Source organism: Amycolatopsis sp. cmx-11-32 (assembly GCF_047608695.1).
Classification (GTDB): Bacteria; Actinomycetota; Actinomycetes; order Mycobacteriales; family Pseudonocardiaceae; genus Amycolatopsis.
Genome location: NZ_JADNQN010000017.1, coordinates 54025 through 76238 on the forward strand (window position 1 = coordinate 54025; position 22214 = coordinate 76238).

General features: G+C 70.0%; 3 protein-coding genes. All 3 read right to left on the reverse strand.

Features of this window, described 5'->3' with window-relative positions; genetic code table 11:
• Window positions 1–10 precede the first annotated feature (10 nt).
• A complete protein-coding gene (locus ACM6LR_RS35140) occupies window positions 11–12268 on the reverse strand; it encodes an amino acid adenylation domain-containing protein (RefSeq protein WP_414945325.1) in 12258 nt (4085 codons plus the stop codon).
• Window positions 12269–12796: 528 nt separating this feature from the next.
• On the reverse strand, window positions 12797–15970 hold the full coding sequence (locus ACM6LR_RS35145) for an amino acid adenylation domain-containing protein (protein WP_414945326.1): 3174 nt from the start codon (window positions 15968–15970) through the stop codon (window positions 12797–12799).
• Window positions 15967–22212: an amino acid adenylation domain-containing protein gene (locus ACM6LR_RS35150; RefSeq protein WP_414945327.1), complete on the reverse strand. Its 6246-nt coding sequence runs from the start codon at window positions 22210–22212 to the stop codon at window positions 15967–15969. The genes ACM6LR_RS35145 and ACM6LR_RS35150 overlap by 4 nt, the downstream gene beginning before the upstream one ends.
• Window positions 22213–22214 lie beyond the last annotated feature (2 nt).

A 22214-nucleotide genomic window follows, 5' to 3' on the forward strand; every position in this document is an offset into this window, starting at 1 on the left:
CTTATAGCGGTTAATCGCGGGCCAATCCGGCCTCGAGTTGGTCCAACTGGTCAGGTGAAAGAGCGACGAGCATGCCCGTCTCCGGCTCCGGTGCGGCGACGCTCGCGCCTTCGGCGGGGAGTTCGGTGACGAGCACCGCCAGCCCCTCCGGTGTCTTTCCTTCGAACACCTGCCACGGGGTCAGTTCCAGCCCCTTCCGGCGGGCTCGGGCCGACAGCTGCATCGACGTGATCGAGTCGCCGCCGAGTTCGAAGAAGCTGTCGTCCGCACCCACCCGGTCCAGGCCGAGCACGTCCGCGAACAGTTCGCACAGCGTCGCCTCCGTCGCCGTGCGCGGGTCCCGCCCGGTGGTCATCCCGGCGAAGTCGGGAGCCTGCAGCGCCCGGTGATCGAGCTTTCCGTTCGGGGTCAAGGGCATCCGGTCCAGCGGCACGAACGCCGCGGGCAGCATGTACTCGGGCAGGCGTTCGGCCGCCAGCTCGCGGAGGGCCGCGATGAGCGGCTCGGCCGGTGCGTCGGCCGCCGGCACGATGTATGCCACCAGCTGTTTGTCACCCGGTCCGTCCCGGTGCACGGCGACCGCCACCTGGGCGGCCCCCGGATGCTCCGACAGCACGGTCTCGATCTCGGCGGGCTCGACCCGGTATCCACGCACCTTGACCTGTGCGTCGGCCCGGCCGACGAACTTCAGCTGGCCCTCGCGGGTCCAGCGGAACCGGTCGCCGGTGCGGTACATCCGCTCACCGGGCGCGAACGGGCTGGCGACGAACCGTTCCGACGTCAGGCCAGGGCGCCCGAGGTAACCGCGGGCGAGTCCGACCCCCGTGATGTAGAGCTCGCCCGCCACACCCGGCCGTACCGGCTGCAGGAAGGAGTCGAGCACGTAGTGCCGCACGTTCCGGATCGGGCCGCCGAGTGGGACCACCTCGTGTCCAGGGGACAACGGGAAGCTCATCGTCGAGCAGATCGTCGTCTCGGTCGGCCCGTACGCGTTGATCATCCGGCGGCCCGGCGACCAGCGGTCCGCCAGCGCGGGCGTGCACACCTCGCCGCCCGTCAGCACGCTCTCCAGACTGTCCGGCAGGTCTTCCTCGGCCGCCAGCACACTCGGCGACACGGTGAGGTGCGTGATCTCCCACCGGCGCAACGCGTCGCCGAGCGTCACCCGTGGCGGCATGCTCTCCGCGTCGGGCAGCACCAGGGTCCCGCCCGCCAGCAGAGCCATGTACAGCTCGGAGACGATGGCGTCGAAGCCGATGGCGGACAGCTGCAGTACCCGCGAGGAGGACGTCACGGCGAGGCGCTCGATATGCGCTCGCGCCAGGTTGGCGAGTCCGGAGTGGGTGACCACGACGCCCTTGGGCACCCCGGTCGACCCCGACGTGTAGATCACATACGCCGCGTCCTTCGGTCCCACGTGCGGCAGCACCACCCCCGGATCGGCGGCGGGCAGCTCGTCGAGCACCAGCACCGCACCCGCGAACCCCGACGGCACGACCGCCCGGGTCGCCGTCGTGCACACCAGCACCTCGGGTGCCGAACTCGTCAGCATCAGCTCGACCCGCTCACGCGGATAGTCCGGGTCGACCGGCACGAACACCCCGCCGGCGAACGACACCGCCATCAGCGTCACCGCCAGTTCGGCCGAGCGGCCGACCACCACACCCACCCTGGTCTCACGCCGCACGCCCAGCCCCACGAGCAGCCGGGCCAGCGCCTCGACCTCGTCGAGCAGCCCGCCGAACGTCAGGCTCCGCGCGGCGTCCCGCACCGCCACCGCGTCCCGGGACAGCTCCACCTGCCCGCGGAACAACTCCGGCAACGTCTCCGCTTCGAGCGGCACCTCGGTCTGGTTCCACTCGTCCACCACCAGGCGGCGCTGCTCCGGGCTGATCAGGGCGACCCGGCCCACCGGCGTCCGCGGTTCGGCCACGATCTGGTCCACCGCGTGGAGGATCGACGCGACGACCGCCTCGGCCTCCGTCCGGTCGTACACGTCCGGACGGTAGATGCATTCACCGCGGATGCCGGTCGCCGCGGACACGCGCATGGACAGCGGATAGTGCCCGGTGTCGTTCGGGATCGCCGCCGGGCGGATGACGAGCGCGTCGTGATCGTCGGACGGACGCAACGGGAGAGGCGGGTTTTCGAACACCACGATCGTGTCGAACGCCGCGCCGGGACCGACGAGCTGGTTGATCTCGGTCAGCCCGATGTGCTGGTGCGCCATCATCGCGACCTGGCGTTCCTGCAGATCCGTCAGCATGTCCACGATCGGTTCGGCGCCGGTCAGCCGGGCCCGGACCGGCAGCATGTTCATGAACAGGCCGACCGCGGACTCGACACCGGGGATCTCGGGCGGACGCCCGGCCACCGTGGCACCGAAGACCACGTCGTCGCGGCCCGTGAGCCTGCCCAGCAGCAGCGACCAGACCCCCTGGAAGAGCGTGTTCACCGTGACGCCGTGACGGCGCGTGAACTCCACCAGCCGCCTGCTCCGCCCCTCGTCGAGTTCGAACGTGACACGGTCGGGCTCGACGGGCGCGATGATCGTGTCCGGCGGCACCACGTGGGTCGCCTCGTCCAGCCCCGCGAGTTCGGTCCGCCACGCCTCCCGTGCGGCCGCCTTGTCCTGACGCACGAGCCAGGCGAGGTAGTCGCGGTACGACGTCGGGATCGGCAGGGCCCGGCCGTCGCCGCCTGCTTCGTACGCCGCTACCACGTCGACGACGAACAGCGGCAGTGACCAGCCGTCCGCCACGATGTGATGCGACGTCATGGCCAGCCGGTGCCGTCGTTCGCCGAGGCGCACCAGGTGCAGGCGCAGCGACGGCGCCCTGGTGAGGTCGAACCGGTCGGCCTGCAACTCCGCCGTGAGGCGCTCGTACTCCGCCAGCGCCTCGTCCGCCGGCAGATGAGACAGGTCGGTCTCCCGCCAGGGCACCGGCACCTCGCGGGCGATCGCTTGCACGGTCGCACCGGATTCGAGCTGGTGGAAACTCGCCCGCAGCGCGGGGTGCCGGTCGAGAAGGGCCTGCCACGACGCGCGGAGGCGGGCGGCGTCGAGCGGGCCGTCGAGGGCGAGGTTACGCAAACTCGCGTAGACGTCCGGGCCGCGCTCGTCGGCGGCGTGGAACAGCAAACCCTCCTGCAGCGGGGAAAGCGGCCAGATGTCGTGCAGGTTCGGCACGGCGGCCTCGACCTCTTCCACCTCCCGCCGCGTCAGCGCGGTGAGCGGGAAGTCGGACGGGGTGTGCCCGCCCGCGCGGTCATCGCCGACGTGTGCGGCGAGGCCGGTCAGCAGATCCAGCCAAGCCCGCGCGAGCGACTCCGCGTCGGCTTCGCCGAGAACCCGTTCGGCCCAGGTCAGGGTCAGGCTGAACTCGGGTCCGTCGGCGGAGTCCAGCACGACCACGTCGATCTCCACGACATGCCGCAACGGCGCGTCCTGCTCCGCCGTGCCGCCGATGGTTCCCGCGATCTGCCATGGCTCCGCCGCACCGTCGGCCCGGGACGAGAAGCGGCCGAGGTAGTTGAACCCGATCTCCGCGTCCGGCAGCGCCGCCAGTGCCCGCCCTGTCTCGGCGTTGAGGTACCGCAGCATCCCGTAGCCGAGCCCGCCGTCGGGCACTGCTCGCACGTTCTCCTTGACGTTCTTCAGCAACCTGCCCGCGGCGGCGCCACCGGCGATCGCTTCGGCCGTGTCGACCCCGGTCACGTCCAGCCGGAGCGGATGTACGTCGGTGAACCAGCCGACCGTCCGCGACAGGTCCATTTCCTCGACGGGCTGGCGGCCATGACCTTCGACGTCCACCACGACGGCGGTGCCGCCGCGCCAGCGGGTCACCGCGCCCGCCAGGGTGGCCAGCAGCACCTCGTGGACACCGCAGTGGAAGGTAGAGGTGGCCTTCTCCACGAGCACGCTCGCCCGGTCCCGCGGCAAGGTCCACGACCTGCGTCCCGCGGTCGCGACGGTGTCCTGTGCGCGGTCGAGTTCGCCCAGCCGCGCCTGCGCGCCGTCGAGGATCTCCGTCCACGTCGTCAGTTCGGCGGTCCGGATCATCGCCTGCTCGGTCAACGTCCGTGCCCAGCGCCGGAACGAAACGGCGGGTGGGTCGAGCGCCGGTTCCTGGCCGTCGATCGCGGCTTCACAGGCCTGCTGCAGGTCCGGCAGCAGGATTCGCCACGACACGACGTCGACCGCGAGGTGATGCGCCGCCACCACGAGCCGTCCGACACGGCCGGGTCCCGCGTCCACCCACACCGCCTGTACCAGCACGCCTTCCGCGGCATCCAGTCGTCCGGCCGCCTCACCGGCGCACCGCTCCGCGATCTCGTCCAGGTCGGCCTTGCCTGCCTCGACCCGCTCGACCAGCCTCACCGCGTCGACCGTTCCCCCCTCGGCCACGACCAGCCGGGGCTCTTGCCCCTCGGTCACGACGACCCGGCTCCGCAGCAGATCGTGTGCGTCGATCACCGCACCCAAACCGGCCGTCAGCGCCTCCAGCGACAGATCGCCGGGCGCGCCGACGGTCACCCACTGCGCGGGCGCGCCTCGGGTCATCGCGTGGGGATCGCGTTCGAGCAGTGCCCGCGTCACCGGCGTCCAGGCGACCTCACCGACGCCGTCCGCGACGTCGGCCGGTGCCTCCCCGCCACGTTCGGCGATCACCGCGATCGCCGCCGGCGTCTTCTGTTCGAAGACCTGCTTCGCACCGAAGACGAGATCCTCGCGTCGTGCCCGTGCGGCCAACCGCATCGAGAGGATCGAGTCCCCGCCCAGCTCGAAGAAACCGTCGTCGGCGCCGACCCGGTCCACACCGAGGATCTCGGCGAACAGGCCGCACAACACTCGTTCGGTCTCGGTGCGCGGCTCGCGACCGGCGGGCTTCCCGGTGAATTCGGGGGCAGGCAGGGCCGCGCGATCGATTTTTCCGTTGAGGGTCAACGGGAAGCCGTCCAGCACCAGCACCACCGCCGGCACCATGAACTCCGGCAGCCGCGCCGCGAGGTGCTCGCGGACCACCCCGGAATCCAGCTCCCGCCCCGCTTCGGCGGTCGCATAAGCGATCAGCCGCTTCTCGCCGGGACGCTCTTCCCGCGCCACCACGACCGCCTGCGCGACGTGGGGGACCTCGGCCAGCGCCGACTCGATCTCCCCCGGCTCGACGCGGTAGCCCCGGATCTTCACCTGGGAGTCGGCCCGGCCGGCGAACACCAGCTCGCCCTGATCCGTCCAGCGGGCCAGGTCGCCGGTGCGGTACATCCTCGTACCGGACGCGAACGGGTTGGCGACGAACCGCTGCGACGTCGAACCGTTGGCGCCGAGGTAACCGTGCGCCAGCCCGGCACCGGCGAGGTAGAGCTCACCGGTCACGTTCGGGGCCACCGGCTGGAGGAACGCGTCGAGGACATACGCCTGCCTGCCGGCCAGCGGTCCGCCGATCGGCAGGATGTCGCCCGTTTCGGCCCCCGGCTCGAGAACGAGCCAGGTGGCGCAGAGGGTGATCTCGGTGGGGCCGTAAAGCTGCCGCACGCGCACGTCCGGGCAGGCCCGGCGCATCCGGGCGACGGAGGCGAGTGGCACCGCGTCCCCACCGGTCAGGATCTCTCGCAGCCCGCTGAAGGACTCCGGCGATTCCTCGGCCACCACCCGGAAGGTCCCGGCCGTCAGGTGGACGGTGGTCACGCCACGTCCGATCGCTTCCCGCAGCCGCTGCGCGTCGACCGCGCCCGGTTCCGCGACCAGCACGCGGGCCCCGCTGACCAGCGGCACCCAGATCTCGACCAGCGACGCGTCGAACGCGTGCGACGCGTGCAGCAGCACGCCATCGCCGGGGCGCTGCGACCAGCCAGGGTCGCCTGCCAGTGCCGCCACACTTCCGTGCGGCACCGCGACGCCCTTCGGCACACCGGTCGATCCCGACGTGTACATCACGTAGGCCACGTCGTGTGACCCGACGGTGAGCGGCGGCGCATCGCGGCGCGCTCCCTCGATCGCGGGCGCGTCCATGACCACCGGCTCGACGCCGTCCGGCACCGCGTTCCTGGTCGCTTCCACACAGACGGCCACCGAGGTTCCGGCGTCGGCCAGCATCCGCTCGATCCGGTCCGCGGGGTAGTCCACGTTCACCGGGACGTACGCGGCCCCCGCCTTCCAGATCGCGAGCAGGGCGACGAACAGATCCGCGCCGCGCTCCAGCACCACGCCGACGTGGTCACCACGCCGCACGCCGATCCCGGCCAGGTAGCCCGCCAGCCGATCCGATGCCCGGTCGAGGCCGTCGTAAGAGAGGGTGCGTCCGCCGTCCACGACCGCCACCGCGTCCGGGGACCGGCCCGCCTGACGCCGGAACAACTCCAGCACCGACGACGCGGCCGCCGCGTCACCCGTCGCGTTCCAGCGCTCCACGACGGACACGCGCGTCGCGTCGCTCGTCACGCCCAAGCGGCCCACCGGCAGCGCGGAATCCGGCACCACCCGTTCCAGTACCCGGACGACCTGCCTGGCCACCTCGGCCGCCGTCTCTCCGCCGATCCGATCGGGCCGGTAGGCCACGTTGATCCGCAGGCGCTCACCGGGACTGACGTTCATGGTCAGCGGATAGCTGGTACCGGTCCTGGTGACGACCGAGCTGATCACGACCCCGCCGTCGTCGCCGAGACCGGCGGCGCCGTGCGGGTAGTTCTCGACCATCACGATGGTGTCGAAGACCGCGCTCGTCCCCGCCACCTTCTGGATTTCCGGCAGCCCGAGGTACTGGTGCTCGGTCAGCGCCGATTGGCGCCCCTGCAAGTCCCGCAACATCTCCACCAGCGGCTGGTCGCCTTCGAGCCGCACGCGGACCGGGATGGTGTTGATGAACATCCCCACCATCCGCTCGACCTCCGGCACCTCCGCCGGACGCCCCGAAACCACCGTCCCGAACACCACGTCCGTCCGGCCTGCCAGCCGGGCCAGCACCAGCGCCCACGCGCCCTGCACGATCGTGCTCACCGTCAGGCCATGACCTCGGGCGAAGTCGGCGAGTGCCCGGGTCGCCTCCTCGGGCAGCCATTCGGAATGGTTGTCCGGCATCACCATCGTCTTGCCCGCGTCGGCGTCCACCACGGTCGGTTCGTCCGACCCGGCCAGCTCGGACCGCCACGCCGCCCTGGTCGCCTCCAGGTCCTGACGGCTCAGCCACGTCAGGTAGTCCCGATAGGACGGCGCCATCGACGAACCCCGCCCACCCGCGTAGCCTGCCGACATCTCGCCGAGGATGAGCGGTGTCGACCAGCCGTCCAGCAGAACGTGGTGCGACGTCACCACGAGCCGGTGCCGCCCCTCGCCGAGGCGGATCAGCGACAGCCGGAGCAGTGGCGGCTTGGTCACGTCGAACCGCTCCGCCTGGTCCTCCGCGAGAAGGCGTTCGACCTCCGCGTTCGCGTCCGCCTCATCGAGGTGTGAAACATCCGCCGTCCGCCACGGGAGGTCGACCTCGTCCGCGACGACCGCCACCGTCTCGCCGGAGCCCAGCTGATGGAAGCTCGTCCGGAGCGATTCGTGCCGGGCGACCACCTGGTTCCATCCCGCACGCAGCCGGTCCGCGTCGAGTGGCCCGTCGAGGTCCAGAATCCGCTGGCTCTGGTAGACGTCGACGCCGTCCTCGTCGAAGGCTCGCTCGAAGAGCATGCCTTCCTGCAGGGGCGACAGCGGCCAGATGTCGGTCAGTCCCGGCGCCGCGGCCTCCAGGTCCGCCACGTCCCGCCGGGTCACCGTGACGAGTTCGAAGTCGGACGGGGTGTGTCCGCCCGCGCCGGGGGTTCCGGCGAGGGCCGCGAGGCCGGTCAGCATGCCGACCCAGGCCTCCCCGAGCCGCTCCACCACGGCGGGGTCGAGATCCCTGCTGTCGATGGCGAGCCTCAGCCGGGGTCCGTCCGGTGTGTCCTGAACGTCCGCCCCGACCTCGACGGCATGGGCCAGGATCAGGTCCGGGCCGCCGCCGAGCGCCCCTTCCGCGACCTGCCACGCGGTGTCCCCGGCGGCGGCGGCGAGGCCGGACCGGCCGAGATAGTTGAAACCGATCCGCGCGGACGGCGAGGCCGCCAGCCTGGCCCCGGTCTCGGGGTTGAGATGGCGCAACAGCCCGTAGCCGAGACCCTCGCCGGGGACGGCGCGGACCTGTTCCTTCACGGCCTTCAGCAACTCCCCCGCCGCCGCTTTCCCCGCTGCCGCGGCGGAAAGGTCGACGCCGGAGACATCGAGGCGGACCGGGTGCACGCTGGTGAACCAGCCGACGGTGCGCAGCAGATCCTCGCCGTCGGCGGCGTGGCGGCCGTGGCCTTCCACGTCCACCAGGACCCCGGCGCCGTCCGGTCGCGCGACCGCACCCGCCAGGCCCGCCAGCAGGACTTCCTGGACCCCGCAATGGAAAGCCCCCGGAACGTGGGCAACCAGGCCGCGTGCTTCGGCTCCGGACAGCGTCCGGGACCACGAGTGCGACTCCCCGGAATCCTGCTCCAGCACCGGCTCCGCCCCATCCAGCACGGCGACCCAGTGCTCGGCTTCGGCGACGGTGCGCTCGCTGAACGCCTGCTCGGTCAGCCGTCGCGCCCACTGGCGATACGACGTCGTCACAGGTTCGAGGGCGGGGGTCCCGCCGGAGATCACCTCGTCGTACGCCGCGCGCAGATCCGGCAACAGGATCCCCCACGAAACCGCGTCGACGGCCAGGTGATGCGCCGCCAAGGCCAACCGGCCCGGCGCGGCGGCTCCGGCGTCGACCCAGACGGCCCGCAGCATGGTTCCCTTCGACGGGTTCAGCTCGCCCGTCACCGCTCTGACCTCGCGTTCGGCGGCCTCGTCGAGATCTTCGGACCCGGCGGCCACTCGCGAGACCAGGTCCGCCGCGGTCACCGCACCCGGCTCGGCCACCATCAGCCGTCCATCGGGCTCCACCCGTGCCCGCAACAGGTCATGCGCGTCCAGAACGGCTTGCAGGGCGGTCACCAGCGCGTCCTGGTCGAAGCCCGCCGGGGTGACGACGACTCGCGCCTGCACGAAGCCGGGGCGCACCGCGTCGTCCCCGAGGGCACGCATCACCGGCGTCCGAAGGATCTCCCCCACACCAGCGTCCACTGTGGACGGCTGCTTCGGCTGGGCGACGTTGGCCGGAGCCGCCAGTTTGCCGGGGGTCCGGTGCTCGAACACCAGCCGCGGCGTCAGGGAAAATCCCTCCCGGCGGGCGCGGGCCGCCACCTGCATCGACGAGATCGAGTCCCCGCCCAGTTCGAAGAAGTCGTCCTCGACCCCGACCTGGTCGAGGCCGAGCACCTCGGCGAACACTCCACAAAGGACTCGCTCGGCCTCGGTGGCGGGCTCCCTGCCCACCGCCTTCGAGGCGAAGTCCGGTTCGGGCAGGGCCTGCCGGTCGACCTTTCCGTTGACTGTCAACGGCAACTCGTCCAGCACCAGCAGCGCGGCGGGCACCATGTACTCGGGCAGCGTCTCGGCGAGCTGTTCGCGCAGCCGCGCCGGGTCGACTTCGTGCCCCGTTTCCGCGACCACGTAACCGATCAGCTGCTCGCCCCGCGCGGACACCACGGCCTGACCGACACCGGGCAGGGCGGCGAGCGCCACCTCCACCTCACCGGGCTCCACCCGGTAGCCGCGGATCTTCACCTGGTCGTCCGCTCGACCGGCGAACGCCAGCGTGCCCCGATCCGTCCAGTACGCCAGGTCACCGGTTCGGTACATCCTCCCACCCGGCACCCGACCACCACCCCCCACGGAGGCGCTTCGCGCCGCTGCGTCGTCGGCGGCGTACAGGTCGGCGACGAATCGCCCGGCCGTCAACGCCGAACGGCCCAGATAGCCCTGCGCCACACCGGCTCCGGCGACATACAGCTCGCCGGCCACTCCCGGGGGCACGGGTCGCAAGAAGCCGTCGAGGACGTAGACACGCCGCCCCGCGAGCGGACGTCCGATCGGCAGGACCGATCCCGTCTCGTCACCGGGTTCGAGCACCCACCACGTCGCGCACAGCGTGGCCTCCGTCGGCCCGTAGAGATGCCGCACCCGCACGTCCGGGCACGTCCGCCGCATCCGCTCCACCGCCGCCAGCGGCACCGCGTCCCCACCGGTCAGCACCTCGCGCAGACCGGCGGCCGACTCCGGTGACTCTTCGGCCAGCACCCGGAAGGAGCCGGCGGTCAGGTGGGCGGCCGTGACCCCGCCCGCCACATATCCGGCCAGTGCTTCGCCGTCGACCGCGCCCGATCCGGCCAGTACCACCCTGGCACCCGACAGCAGCGGCACCCACATCTCGAACAAGGAGATGTCGAACGCGTGCGAGGCGTGCATCAACACACTGTCGCCGGGGCCCACCCGCCAGCCTGGCTCACCGACCAGCGCCGCGACATTGCCGTGGGACACCGCGACACCCTTGGGTGTCCCCGTCGATCCCGACGTGTACATCACGTACGCGAGGTCGCCGTCACTCACCCCGACCGACAGGCGAGTGGATTCCGCCACCGCCCGCCGCGTCTCCGGATCGTCGAGGACGATCGGATCGAGTCCGCCGTCCAGCACGGCGTCCCGGTACGTTTCCGTGCACACCACCGCCGACGGCTCCGCGTCGGCCAGCATGAACTTCACCCGTTCCGCCGGGTAGGCGGGATCCACCGGCACGTACGCCGCGCCCGCTTTCCACACCGCGAGCAACGTCGCGATCAGGTCGCGTGACCGTTCCATCACCACGGCCACGCGATCCCCGCGCCGGACACCCCGGCCGCTCAGATAACCGGCGAGCCTCTCCGCGTGCTCGGCCAGTTCTCCGTACGACACCGCCTGATCGCCGTCGAAAACCGCTGTCGCGTCACGGTGGCGCTCCACCTGGCGGTCGAACAGATCCAGGGCAGGCACGCTCGGCGCTTCAGCCGGGGACGCGCCCCATTCCCGCACCACCAAGGCACGCTCGGCCGCGGTCGTCACCTCGACCTCGGCCACCGTGATCCCGCTCGCCGCCGTCAGCTGACGCAGCACCCCACTGAACCGCTCGACAATGGAGAGGGCGGTTCCCCGGTCGAAGAGATCGGTCAGATAGTCGAGTTTGAGGAGCAGCGATTCGCGAGGAACCGCGACCAGCGTGAGCGGATAGTGGGCGGCTTCCCTGCCCTGATTCACCCGGAGTTCGAAAGGTTTGGCGGAGTTCGATCCGCCGGGCTCACGGTGGAACTTCTCGAAGACGAGCAAAGTGTCGAAGACCGCGCCGGGGCCCGCCGCCTGCTGGATGTCCGCCAACCCCACGAACTGGTCGGGGACGAGCGTCGACTGCCGTTTCTGCAACTCCGCCAGCAGTTCGACGACCGGCGTCGAGCCACGCAACCGCACGCGCACGGGAACGGTGTTGAGGAACAGCCCCACCATCCCCTCGACACCGCGCAACCCCGGCGGACGCGCCGAGACCACCGCCCCGAACACCACGTCCGTCCGGCCTGCCAGCTGCGACAGCACCAGCGCCCACGCGCCCTGTACCACCGTGTTCAGCGTCAACCCGTGGCGGCGAGCCAGCTCGTCCAACGATCGCGTGAGGTCTTGGGGCAGCTCGACTTCGACGCTCTCCGGCACGGAGGGCGCTCGCGCCGGATCGGCGGGCGCCACCAGCGTCGGCTCCTCGGCGCCACTCAGCTCCGCCGCCCATGCCGACAGCGCCCTCGTCTTGTCCTGGCGGCTCAGCCATTCGAGGTAGTCCCGGTACGACGTCACTTCCGGCAGATCCGGCGTGCCGCCATCGGCCGCGTACAGCGCCGACAGCTCGTCGAGCACGATCGGCATCGACCAGCCGTCCATGATCGTGTGATGGCAGGTCACCGCCAGGCGGTGCGTGGTGTCGCCGAGACGGATCAAGGTCAGCCGCAGCAACGGCGCCGTCGCGAGGTCGATCCTCTTCGTCCGATCCTCTTCGGCCAGCTTTCGCACGGCCTCCGAGGGATCGTCGAGGTGGGAAAGGTCGACCTCGCGCCACGGCAGTTCCACCTGCCTGGCGATGATCTGCACCGTCTCACCGGATTTGCGCTGCCTGAAGCAAGCCCGGAGCGAGGCGTGCCGGTTCAGCAGCGCCTCCCAAGCCGCACGCAGCCTGGCCGCGTCGACCGGTCCTTCCAGGTCCAGGATCCAATGTCCTATGTAGACGTCGAGCCCTTCGCCGTCGTAGACCGCGTGGAAGAGCAACCCGGCCTGCAGCGGCGACAGCGGCCAGATTTCCTCGATCCGCGACTGAGCCATCAATATCTCCCTCGATCTGCGAAGGGCTTGAAGTTCGTCGTCGAACTCAGCCTCGAATTCCTCGATCTCGTCCTGGTCCAAGCCGAGAGGCCGAAGTCGAATGCGAGATGTCCCCGGTGAAGGAATCATCCGCCCGACGAGCCGCCCCGGACAACATGTCCAAGGAACCGACATTGGGGACAGCGGCTCTCGTCGATCGTGGGGTCGCGAGTGGCGATTCGGGTTCTATTGAGAGGTAAGGAAAAGGCAACGCCGGGTTAGGGGTGTGTGGAAACAGGGACATCGAGTGTCCCTGTTTCCACACACCCCTCCGGATCCGGTGGGCACAGGGACTTTCGTGCGGGACCGTGTGGATTTTGGGTCACCTGACGTCCCAAAATCCACACAGTGAGCCACACGGTCCAGCATCGGGCCGGTCACCGGCACCGCGGCTCTCGTCAGACGTGGGTGTCCGGCATGGGTGGCGTGAGCCCGAACACGACACCTTTGCCTCACCCTCTAGAACATGAAACGCCATTCACGACCCGGTTAAGAAGCGTCGAATTCGGCTTCGAATTCCTCGATCTCGTCCTTGCCCAGATCGAGGAGTTCGACGTCGGATGTGGCGGGTCCGCCCGGGTCGTCGGGCTTCTCCACTTCCGGTTCGACGATCATCGCGATTCCCGCCGGGGTCTTGTACTCGAATACCTCCGGCGTGCCGAAGACCATTCCGTCGCGGTGGGCCCGCGCCGCCAGTTGCATCGACGTGATCGAATCGCCGCCCAGCTCGAAGAAGTTGTCGTCCGCACCGACCTGCTCCACACCGAGCACTTCGGCGAAGAGAGCACACAACATCCGCTCGATCTCCGTGACCGGCTCCCGGTCGGAAACGCGTCCGCCGTAGTCGGGATCCGGCAACGCCGCCCGGTCGATCTTCCCGTTCGCCGTCACCGGCAGGGCGTCCAGCGCCAGCACCGCCGCCGGTACCAGGTAGTCCGGCAGCACCTTGCCGATCCGCTCGCGTAGCCGTACCGGATCCACGTCGTCATCGGACACGACGTAGCCGATCAACCGTCCGTCACAAGCCACCACCACCGCCTGGTCGACGCCCGGTTGTGCCGCCAGCACCGCCTCGATCTCGCCCGGCTCCACGCGATAGCCGCGGATCTTGACCTGGTCGTCGGCCCGGCCGGCGAAGACCAGTTCGCCTTGCTGGGTCCAGTACGCCACGTCTCCCGTCCGGTACATCCTCTTACCCTGGGCGAACGGATCGGCGATGAACCGCTCAGCCGTCAACGCCGCGCGACTCAGGTAGCCCTGTGCCAGCCCTTCGCCCGCGATGTACAGATCGCCCGCGATGCCCGGCGGCAACGGCCGCAGGAAGACATCCAGCACATACAGCCGTCGCCCCGGGAGCGGACGGCCGATCGGCAGCACCGGACCCAGCACATCACCCGGTTCCAGCACCTGCCACGTCGCGCACAACGTCGTCTCCGTCGGGCCGTACAAATGCCGGACCCGCACCCCGGGACAAACCTCCCGCACCCGCTCCACCGCGCGCACCGGCACCGAATCACCACCGGTCAGGATTTCGCGGAGCCCCGCGAACGATTCCGGCGATTCCTCCGCCACCACACGAAAACTACCCGCCGTCAGATGCGCCCTCGTCACCCCCGCCGCGACCGCCTCCCGCAAACGGCGGGCATCCACCGCACCCGGCCCGGCGACCACCACCCTGGCCCCCGACACCAACGGAACCCAGATCTCACACAACGACGCATCAAAAGAATGCGGCGCGTGCATGAGGACAGCGTCACCGAAACCCATCCCCCAGCCTGGATCCCCCACCAGTTCCGCGACACTCCCATGCGGAACGGCCACCCCCTTCGGGGTACCCGTCGAACCAGACGTGTACATCACGTACGCCAGATCGTCCGCCCCGATCGGGACCGGGGAAACCGCGCCCTCGATGGCTTCGTCCACGATGATCCGCGCATGGTCCGGCGGCACCACACCCGCGGTCTCCACTCCGCACAGCACCACCGCGACCGCGGAGTCGGCCAGCATGAACGCCACCCGGTCCGCCGGGTAGTCCGGCGCGACCGGCACGAACGCCGCGCCCGCCTTCCACACCCCGAGCCAGGCCGCCGTCACCTCGGCCGATCGTTCCAGCACCACCCCGACGCGGTCGCCGCGTCGCACACCCCGCTCCGTCAGCGCCCCCGCCACCCGGCCGGACCACTCGTCGAGTTCCTCGAACGACCAGACCCGGTCCCCGGCCATCACCGCGGTCGCTTGAGGTGTCCTTTCCACCTGCTGTCGGAACAGTTCCACCGCCGAGGCCGCGGCCACCGCGTCGCCGGTCTCGTTCCACCGCTCGACGACCAGTTCACGCTCGGCGTCGTCCACCACGTCCAACCGGCCGACCGGCGCCTCCGGTTCCGCGATCATCCGCTCCAGCACCTTGGCGATCCGGCGCAGCGCTTGCTTGGCGACTTCGGCGTCGACCGCCTCTGGCTGATACTCCAGGACGGTGTCCAGACTCTCGCCTGGCAGGACACCCAGAGTGAGCGCGTACGGCGTCGCCTGATGGAACTCCCGCAGGGTCAGGCTGAGACCGCTCGGGGAGTCCGCTTTCGTCGCCGGGTCGGCGTAGTTCTCGAACACGACGATCGTGTCGAAGTTCGCCCCGTCCAACTTCTGGATCTCCGGCAGGCCGAGGTGGTGATGCGAGATCAGCTCGGACTGCCGCTCCTGCAGCCCGGTCAGCAGCCGCAGGACCGACTGCCCGCCGTCCAACCGCACGCGCACCGGCACGGTGTTGATGAACAGCCCCACGACCTGTTCGGCGCCGGGAAGATCCGCCGGGCGCCCCGAAACCACCGCGCCGAACACCACGTCACGACGACGCGCCAGCCGGGCCAGCACCACCGCCCACGCCGCTTGCACCAGCGTGTTCAGCGTCAACCCGTGCCCTCGGGCGAACTCGACGAGGGCGGACATGAAGTCCGGTGAATGACGGAACACCTCGCGCTCCGGCAGTCCCGAAGCCTTCCCTCGCCTTTCGCGGATCACGAGTGTCGATTCGTCGGCACCTGCCAGTTCCGCGCGCCACGCCTCGCGCGCCGCCTGCTTGTCCTGCCGGCCCAACCAGGCCAAGTAGTCCCCGTAGGACCCCGCGGACCGCGGCATCGTGGCGACGCCACCCGCCGCGTAGATCTCGAGAAGGTCCGCCTCGATGATCGCCCGGGACCAGCCGTCGATGAGCAGGTGATGACTCGTCGTCACCAGACAATGTCTGTCCCGGCCGAGCCGGATCAGCGTCAACCGCAGCAGCGGCGGCTTCTTCAGGTCGAATCTCCTGAAGCGCTCCTTCTCCGCGATCACGCTGATCTCGGCCTGCGCGTCTTCCTCGGCCAGGCCGGACAAATCGAATTCGGCCCAGGGGAGCTTCACTTTCCGGGTGATGAGCTGGACCGACTCGCCGTTCTTCCGGCGCTGGAAACTCGCGCGAAGCGCCGCATGGCGGTTGAGGAGGGCTTCCCAAGAGATTCGGAACCGCTCCGTGTCCAGTGGCCCGTCGATGATCTGCGATTGCTGAATGACGTGGATATCGGGAGCGTCGTCGTCGAATGAGGCGTGATAGAGCATTCCCGCCTGCATCGGCGACAACGGCCAGACTTCGTCGAGCGCCGATCCGGAGGATGTGGTCGAAGTGGTCACGATGTCTGCCCCTCACTGAGTTCCGCCGCCAGTGCTTCGAAGCTCTCGATCTCGTCCTGATCCAGATCGAGGAGGCCGAAGTCGGATACGGTATGTCCACCCGCGGTGGGATCATCCGCTTGGCGGGCGAGCCCGGACAACATGTCCAGCAGTTCCTGGACCAGTCGTTCGATTTCGGGCTCGTCGATCAGCGCGCCCTGCCATTCCACGACGAGCGTCAATTCAGGACCATTCGGCAGATCCTGGACAATCGCGTTGACTTCGACCGCGTGTGGCAGTTCCATACCCGGTTCCATCGAACTGCCCATTTCCCCGACCAGGTGCCACGCTTGCCGGTCACGCTGGTCACCGGCGACGAACCGGCCCATGTAATTGAAACCGATCCGCGAAGACGGCAGCGCCGCCAGAACCGGCCCTGTCTCGGCGTTGAGGTAACGCAACAATCCATAGCCGAGTTCGTCGCCGGGCACCGCCCGCGACTGCTCCTTGACCACCTTCAGCAACGTCCCGGCCGCCGGTTCACCGGCGAGCGCACCGGCCAGATCGATCCCGGCCACGTCCAGCCGCACCGGACGCGTGCTGGTGAACCAGCCGACCGTCCTGGACAGGTCCATCCCCTCGACGGGATGGCGACCGTGACTTTCCACGTCGACCAGCACCGTGTCCTCGCCGCGCCAGCGCGCCACCGCTCCAGCCAGCCCGGCCAGCAGGACCTCGTGCACCCCGCAGTGGAACACCACCGGAGCCCGCCCCACCAGCACCGAGGCCTCGGCCGCCGGGATCACCCACGACCGCGAGCGCAAACCGGCACCCGCGACGGCGGCACGCTCCGGCCGCTCTTGGCCGAGAATCGCCTTCCACGCCGGCAATTCCCCTACCCGCTCGGCGGAGACCGCCCACTCCTGAAGCAGACTCGCCCACCGCCGGAACGACACTCCTACCGGCTCCAGCACCGGATCCCGGCCCGCGGTCGCCGCATCACTCGCCAGCCGCAGGTCCGACAGCAGCACCCGCCACGACACCCCGTCGACCACCAAGTGATGTGCCACCACGACCAGCCTGCCCACCTTGCCCGGCCCGGCATCCGCCCAGACCGCCTGGACCAGCACGCCCGCCGCCGGATCCAACCGGCCGACGGCGTCGCGCTCCGCGGCCCTCACCGCCTCGTCCAGCGAGCCGGCGTCGACCTGCACGCGGGTGACCAAGCCGGCCACCTCCAGCGACCCGGGCTCACCGACCACCATCCGGCGGCCGTGCTCGCCGTCGACGACCCGTGCCCGCAGCATGTCGTGCGTGTCCACCACCGCCGTGAACGCCGTCACCAAGGCCTTCTCCGTCAGATCCGACGGCGTGGACACCACCACCCACTGCGCGAACCCCGGCGCCACGACACCGTCCCCGAACATGCGCATCACCGGCGTCAACGCGACTTCACCGACACCGTCGGCCACCGTGGCGTGCGCACGGTGCGGCAGCGGTGTTTCCCCCACCAGCTGCGCGAGCCGCTCGGGGGTCCGGTGCTCGAACACCTGCCGCGGGGTCAGGGACATCCCATCGCGACGGGCACGTGCGGCGACCTGCATCGACGAGATCGAGTCACCGCCCAGTTCGAAGAAGCTGTCCTCGACCCCGACCCGCGCCAGACCGAGGACCTCGGCGAACACCTCGCACAGGAGCCGCTCGGCTTCGGTCGACGGCTCCCTGCCGGCCGTCTTCGAGGAGAAATCCGGTTCGGGCAACGCCTTCCGGTCGATTTTCCCGTGCGGAGTCAGTGGCAGGACGTCCAGCGCCATCACCGCCGCGGGCACCATGTACGCGGGCATCCGTTCCGCGAGTTCCTTCCGCAGCGCCTGCGGATCGACGTCGCCAGGTGACACGTAGGCCACCAGGCGGCCCTCGCGGACGGTCACCGTGGCTTGGGTGACCCTGGGGTGGTTGGACAACGCGAACTCGATCTCGCGGGGTTCGACCCGGAACCCGCGGATCTTGACCTGGTCGTCGGCCCGCCCGGCGGACACCAGTTCACCCTGGTCCGTCCAGTACGCCAGATCCCCGGACCGATACATTCGCTCACCCGGTACGAAGGGATCTGCGACGAACCGCTCGGACGTCAGCGCCGAGCGGCCGAGATAGCCGCGGGCCACCCCGATCCCGGCCAGGTACAGCTCACCCGTGACACCCGGCGGCAGCGGGCGCAGGAACGCGTCCAGCAGATAGCCGCGGACCCCGGCGATCGGCGCCCCGAAGGGGATCACCTCTCCGCCCGGCGCCAACGGCATGCTCACCGTCGCGCAGATCGTGGTCTCGGTCGGCCCGTAGGCGTTGATCATCCGGCGGTCGGCCGACAGGCGGTCCACCAGGCCGGGCGGGCAGAGTTCTCCCGCCGCGGTCACCGTCTCCAGCCTGTCCGGGATCGCGTCGGCGGTGGCCAGCACCGACGGCGGGGCCTTCACATGCGTGATGTCCCACCGTTCCAGCGCGTCGGTCAGGGACGCGTGCGGCGGCAGATCCCGGTCCGGTGGCATCACCAGCGTCGCCCCGGCCAGCAACGCCATCATCACCTCGGACACGATGGTGTCGAAGCCGAGCGCCGCGAACTGCAGGACACGGGACGACGGCGTCACGGCGAGCCGTTCGATATGCGCCATCGCCAGGTTGCCGAGGCCCGAGTAGGTGACGACGACACCCTTGGGCGTTCCGGTGGATCCCGACGTGTAGATCACGTACGCCGCGTCACGCATCCCCACCCGCGGTGATACCACGCTCGGGGCCGCCGCCAGGTCCAGCTCGTCGAGCACCACGATCCGGTCGGCGAACTCCTCCGGCACCGCCTCGCGTGTCTTTCCCTGGCACACCACCAGCATCGGATTCGCGCTGCCGAAGATCAGCTTCACGCGCTCGGCCGGATACGCGGGATCCACCGGGACGAAGACGCCGCCTGCCAGCGACACCCCCAGCATCCCGATCAGCCACCACGCGGACCGGCCGACCACCAGCCCGACGCGGCGCTCCCGCTCGACCCCGCCGGCCCGCAGGACGGCGGCGAACCTCTCCGCCCGATCCCACAGTTCCTCGTACGTCAGTTCGCCGTCGCCGTCCGCGACCGCCACCGCGTTCGGCCGCTCCGCCGCCATCCGCCCGATCAACGACGGTAGCGGCTCATCCGCCACCACCGCGGATTTCCAGTGCGGCAACGGAATCTCGCCCATGCCGGTCCGCCCGACTAGACCGGACGGATCGGCGGCCACCGCACCGAGGGCACCGACGAACCACTCCAGGAGCGAATCGGCGACGGCCTCGTCGATCTGCCCCCGCCAGTAGGCGAGCTGGATCCTGAACCGTTCGCCAGGGATGACGCCGACGGTCACCGGGTAGTGGGTCCCCTCGATCGTGCCCAGATAGGTGAACTGGTCGGCGAAGTCCCGCGGATAGTTCTCGAACACCAGCAGCGTGTCGAACATCGCGCCCGGTCCGGCCGTCTTCTGGATGTCCGTCAGTCCCAGGTGCTGGTGGGGCATCAAGGCCACCTGACGGCGTTGCAGCCCGGTGAGCATGTCCACAATGGACGCGTCGCCGTCCAGCGAGACCCGGACCGGCACCGTGTTCATCATGAGCCCCGGCATCGACTCCACACCGGGGAGTTCCGCGGGACGGCAGGCGACGGTGGTGCCGAACACCACGTCGGTCCGCCGCGCGAGCCGCGCCAGCACGATCGCCCACGCGCCTTGCACCACCGTGTTCAGCGTCAGCCCGTGGTCGCGGGCGAACTCGGTCAGGCGGGTGTGGCGATCCGGCGAAAGATGGGTGACGCGGTAGTCGTAGTCACTCACGGAGTCCGACTTGGCGACCAGCGCCGGTACGTCGATGTCGGACAGTTCCGCCTGCCACGCCGCGCGTGCCGCGTCCTTGTCCTGCCGCTCGAGCCAGGCCAGGTAGTCCAGGTAGGAGGCGGCACCGGTCCGGTCCGGGAAGTGTCCACCGGACGTGTAGGCCGCGGACACCTCGTTGAGGATGACCGCCACCGACCAGCCGTCGGTCAGGATGTGATGGTTGACGACCAGCAGGCGGTGCCGGTCCTCGCCGACCCGGACCAGCACCAGCCGGAACAGCGGCGCCTTGGTGAGGTCGAACCGTTCCCGCTGTTCCTCCGCGGCCACGGCCTCGACGGCCGCCTCGATGTCACCTGCCCCCGTCAGGTCGACCTCGCGCCACGGCAGGTCGACGTGCCCGGCGACGGCCTGCACCGTCTTTCCCGACGCGAGCCGGTGGAAGGTCAGCCGAAGCTCGGCGTGCCGGGCGAAAACCGCTTCCCACACGGACCGCAGCAAAGCCACGTCCAGCGGTCCGGCCAGTTCCACGATCCACTGCGTCTGGTAGATGTCGAGACCCTGGTCATCGAGGGTCGACTGGAAGAGCAGTCCCGCCTGCAGCGGCGCCAGTGGCCAGACCTCCCGAACGCCGGGGACGGCGATCGCCAGCTCCGCCTCGTCTTCCGCGGTCAGGTCGATCAAGGGGCCGTCGACCGGCCTGTCGACCGGTACGGCACTCGTCACGGCGGCGAGCCGGGCCGGGGTCCTCTCCCCGAAGATCTGGGACGGCGTCACCAGCAGGCCCGCTTTGGCCGCACGAGCCGCCAAGCGCACCGCGAGGATCGAATCCCCGCCCAAATCGAAGAAACCGTCGTCGACACCGGCTCGTGCCACGTCGAGCACCTCGGCGAACAGTCCACAAAGGACGCGTTCCGCCTCGGTGACAGGCTCACGACCGCCGGTTTTCGCCGTGAAGTCGGGCGCGGGCAACGCCGCCCGGTCCACCTTGCCGTTTCCGGTCAGCGGCAGCGCGGCCACCGGGAGCACCACGGCCGGGACCAGGTACTCCGGTAGCACGGCCGCGAGACGCTCGCGAACGAGAGCGGGGTCCGCGTCCGCCACCACATAACCGATCAGGCGGCCGTCGATCGGCACCACCACGGCCTCGTGGACGTCCGGCTGGGCGGTCATCGCGGCCTCGATCTCGCCGGGTTCGACCCGGAACCCGCGGATCTTCACCTGATCGTCGGCCCGGCCCCCGAACAGCAACTCGCCGTCGATGGTCCGCTGGGCGAGGTCCCCGGTCCGGTACATCCTCGTACCCGGGACGAAGGGATCGGCCACGAACCGCTCCGCCGTCAGTCCCGCCCGGTCCAGGTAACCGTGCGCCAGACCGGCGCCGGAAAGGTACAGATCGCCGGTCACTCCCGGCCCCACCGGCCGCAGCGACGCGTCGAGCACGTGGGCCTGGCGCCCCGGGAGCGGACGGCCGATCGGCAGCACCGGACCCAGCACATCACCCGGTTCCAGCACCTGCCACGTCGCGCACAACGTCGTCTCCGTCGGGCCGTACAAATGCCGGACCCGCACCCCGGGACAAACCTCCCGCACCCGCTCCACCGCGCGCACCGGCACCGAATCACCACCGGTCAGGATTTCGCGGAGCCCCGCGAACGATTCCGGCGATTCCTCCGCCACCACACGAAAACTACCCGCCGTCAGATGCGCCCTCGTCACCCCCGCCGCGACCGCCTCCCGCAAACGGCGGGCATCCACCGCACCCGGCCCGGCGACCACCACCCTGGCCCCCGACACCAACGGAACCCAGATCTCACACAACGACGCATCAAAAGAATGCGGCGCGTGCATGAGGACAGCGTCACCGAAACCCATCCCCCAGCCTGGATCCCCCACCAGTTCCGCGACACTCCCATGCGGAACGGCCACCCCCTTCGGGGTACCCGTCGAACCAGACGTGTACATCACGTACGCCAGGTGTTCCGGGCGCACCGTGACAACGGGTGCGTCGCCCGGGTCCTCGTCCGTGACGACGACCGACTCGATCCCCTCCGGTACGCGATCACGCGTCGCGATCGAGCACACCGTCAGGGAAACGCCCGAATCCGCCAGCAGGAAAGCGATCCGCGGCGCGGGGTAGGCGGCGTCCACCGGTACGTACGCCGCTCCCGCCTTCCAGACGGCGAGCAGTGACACCAGTAAGTCCGCCGAACGGTCCATGATGACCGCGACACGGTCGCCGAGGCGGACGCCCCTGCCGGTCAACCGACCGGACAACCGGCAGGCGAGTTCATCGAGTTCCCGATACGTCAGAACCCGATCCCCGTCGGACACGGCCACCGCGCCGGGCGTCCGGTCCACCTGCCGGGCGAACAGATCCAGCACCGTCGGTGTGGCCCCCGCTGCGGAACTCATCG